Origin of the sequence: Halorubrum tibetense, from assembly GCF_042661865.1 — an archaeon.
GTDB classification, from domain to species: Archaea; Halobacteriota; Halobacteria; order Halobacteriales; family Haloferacaceae; genus Halorubrum; species Halorubrum tibetense.
Map to the genome: position 1 here is coordinate 1 of NZ_JBHSWW010000377.1, position 1,917 is coordinate 1,917.

Consider the following 1,917-nt stretch of genomic DNA (forward strand, 5'->3'; position numbering starts at 1 on the left):
CACGCCTCCCCAGCCTCGTCGTCGTCGGCCTCGCTCCGCTCGGCCGCCGCCGACTCCCTCGTGCGGACGGTTCGCGCCCTCCGGGCGCTCACCGGCGCACGCCACCCCACGAGTTGGTATAAATACCCGTCAGCGTCGCTCCCGATCACTTCTATCCCATCTCGCCACAGCCCGTGTGCGATATCCACGCCCGAAATCGCTTATAAATAGCGACGCCGGTCGCCTATCGGGTTCGAGAGTGGGCCTTGCCGGATTTGAACCGGCGATCACTCCGTTATGAGCGGAGGGCTTTGAGCCAGACTAAGCTAAAGGCCCGCCACGACCCCGGATAAACGAGGGACGTTCTTTAGCCTACCGCATTCCCCGGGGCCGTCCGCCGGACGCAGTGGCGCCTGCCGACGGTCGTCGTACTGGATCGCGGTCAGGAACGATGCGTCCGTGACTATGGCGACGTAAGAGGAGGCGCCGAAGCCAGGACTCGAACCTGGGACCGCCTCGTTAACAGCGAGGCGCTCTACCAACTGAGCTACTTCGGCTCGTTTCGCAGTACTCGACTGGTTTTGATAGGGCTTTCGTTTCCGCCCGACTTCGGAAGGTCCGTCGTTTCAGCCCGGAGTGGCCCCCCGACCGACACGCTTTCGGCCGGACCGCGAGAACGCCGACCATGGCCGAACTCGACGCCGTGCTGTCGCGCGTCCGCGAACGCGTCCTCCCCGACCCCGAGGAACGCGACCGGTTGCGGGCGACCGCCGCCACGCTCACCGACCGGACCCGCGAGGCGATCGACGAGCTCCCGGTAGAGGCAGACGTGGTTCAGGTGGGGTCGACGGCCCGCGGGACGTGGGTCTCCGGCGACCGCGACATCGACCTGTTCGTCCGGTTCCCTGCCGACCTCGACCGCGCGGAGTTGGAGGAGTACGGCCTCGCGGTCGGTCACGCGGTCCTCCCGGACGGCCACGAGGAATACGCCGAACACCCGTACGTGAAAGGGGTGTACGACGGGTTCGACGTCGACCTCGTCCCCTGTCACGACGTCGACGCCGCGAGCGATCTGGTCTCCGCGGTCGACCGCACGCCGTTCCACGACGCGTACCTCACCGAGCGGCTCGACGACGAGCTCGCGGCCGACGTGGTCCTCGCGAAGGCGTTCCTCAAGGGGATCGGCGCGTACGGGAGCGACCTCCGGACCGAGGGGTTCTCCGGCTATCTGACGGAGCTGCTCGTCGCGGAGCTCGGCGGGTTCGTCCCCCTCGTCGAGTCCGCGCGCAGCTGGCACCCTCCGATGGAGTTCGACCCCGAGGGGCACGCCGAGCGGACGTTCGACGACGCCCTCGTCGTCGTCGATCCGACCGATCCGACTCGGAACGTGGCGGCGGTGCTGTCGGCCGCGAACCTCGCGCGGTTCCAACACTACGCCCGCGACCTGCTCGCGAACCCCCGCGAGTCGCTGTTCCGCCCGCCGGAGTACGAGCCGCTCACCGCCGCCGAAGTGCGCGATCACCTCGATCGGCGAGCGGCGGTTCCCGTGGCGGTCGTCTTCGACGCCCCCGATCTGGTCGACGACCAGCTGTGGCCCCAGCTCCGCCGATCGCTCGACGGGGTCGTCCGCGGGCTGAACGACCGCGGGTTCGACGTCCTGCGCGAACAGGCGATGGTCGACGACGAGGGCGACCGAGCGGCGCTGTACGCCGAAGTCGAGACGGCGACTCGCCCGGCGGTGGTCCGCCACGAGGGGCCGCCGGTCGCCGTCCGGAAACACGCCGCGGACTTCTACGAGTCGTACGCGGACGACGTCGACCCCGACACGTACGGCCCGTTTATCGACGGCGACCGATACGTCGTCGAGCGGGAGCGCGAGTTCACCACGGTTCGCGGCTACCTCGAGAGCGACGCGGCGGCCGACGTCGCGCTCGGCGC

The 1,917-nt window shown here is 69.0% G+C and carries 1 protein-coding gene and 2 tRNA genes; 1 reads left to right on the forward strand and 2 read right to left on the reverse strand.

Annotation, left to right across the window (positions count from 1 at the left end; translation table 11 throughout):
* Window positions 1-239 precede the first annotated feature (239 nt).
* Both ACFQEU_RS15230 and ACFQEU_RS15235 read right to left on the reverse strand, forming a co-directional pair.
* Window positions 240-315: transfer RNA gene (locus ACFQEU_RS15230), tRNA-Ile, on the reverse strand.
* 148 nt (window positions 316-463) lie between these two features.
* A tRNA-Asn gene (locus ACFQEU_RS15235) sits at window positions 464-536 on the reverse strand.
* A 128-nt stretch (window positions 537-664) separates the two neighbouring features.
* Here ACFQEU_RS15235 and cca point away from each other — a divergent pair.
* The coding region (cca, locus tag ACFQEU_RS15240) for a CCA tRNA nucleotidyltransferase (RefSeq protein WP_379783531.1) at window positions 665-1,917 on the forward strand (1,253 nt) is incomplete at its 3' end.